Here is a 941-nt window from a genome sequence, read left to right on the forward strand (position 1 = left end):
CACGCCCGACACCGCACCCAAACCCCCCCCGACCCCCCCCGCCCCCCCCGGGGGCCCGCCCCCCCGGGGCCGCCCGACGCCGTAGTGGACGTACTCGCCGAACAGCCGGAAACCCGCCGTCCAGGCCAGCCGCCGGCTGGGCCGGTTCCCGCGCGAGCACGTCCAGCTGGGTGTGCGACCGCGGGCCGCGACGTCGCCGCACAGGCCCGACAGGCAGGCGAGCGCCAGGCCCTCGCGGCGGTGGCCCCGCAGCGTGACGACCGCGAGGTCCTCGTACACGCCGCCGAGGAAGTACGTGCACGCCAGCGAGACCAGGCGGCCCGAGCGGAACGCCCCCCACGCGTGGCCCGACGCGGCGAGCCCGTGCGCACCGCCCCAACTGCGGGTGATCCAGGCGGCGTCGTCGCCCGCGCCGGCCACGGCCGCTCCGTCGCCCGGCGCCAGCCTGCGCACCACCACGTCCCGCGGCGGCAGCCTCCGCGGCACCGGCCGCGACTGCACCCAGATCATCCGCTCCCAGGGCACGATCCGGTCGAACGCCGCCCCCAGGACCGGCAGGAAACGCGTGCGGGCCAGGACGTAGCCGTCGTGCCCCAGGGCAGCGAGAGCGTCCGGGTCGACGTACCGGGGATCGCCCTCCAGCAGCACGTGGTCCGCGCACGCCACCGCGACCGCGCGGGGCCCGACCGCCCGGTCGGCCCACCACTGCCCGTTGCCGGTCGCCTTCACGTGCTCCGCGAGCGCCGCGGGCCCGGGCACTCCGGAGGGGAACCAGCCGTCCAGGGAGGGGACTTCGATCACCGGTGACCACACCTTCCGCGTACGCCGTGGTACGCGCTGCGAAACGGACGGCGGGGGGGGGGCGGGGCGTGGCGGCCCGGGGCCGCCCCCGCCACACCGAGCAAAGCCAGCGCCCGCGGGGTTTGGGCGTCGCGCGGCCG

1 protein-coding gene is annotated in these 941 nt (G+C 78.3%); it reads right to left on the minus strand.

The features are described 5' to 3' along the window. Positions 1-801 (minus strand): GNAT family N-acetyltransferase (locus ACFV3E_RS42175; RefSeq protein ID WP_500541181.1); only part of this gene is annotated, 801 nt, incomplete at its 3' end. Positions 802-941: the final 140 nt, after the last annotated feature.

Source organism: Streptomyces sp. NPDC059718, from assembly GCF_042733315.1.
Lineage (GTDB): Bacteria > Actinomycetota > Actinomycetes > Streptomycetales > Streptomycetaceae > Actinacidiphila.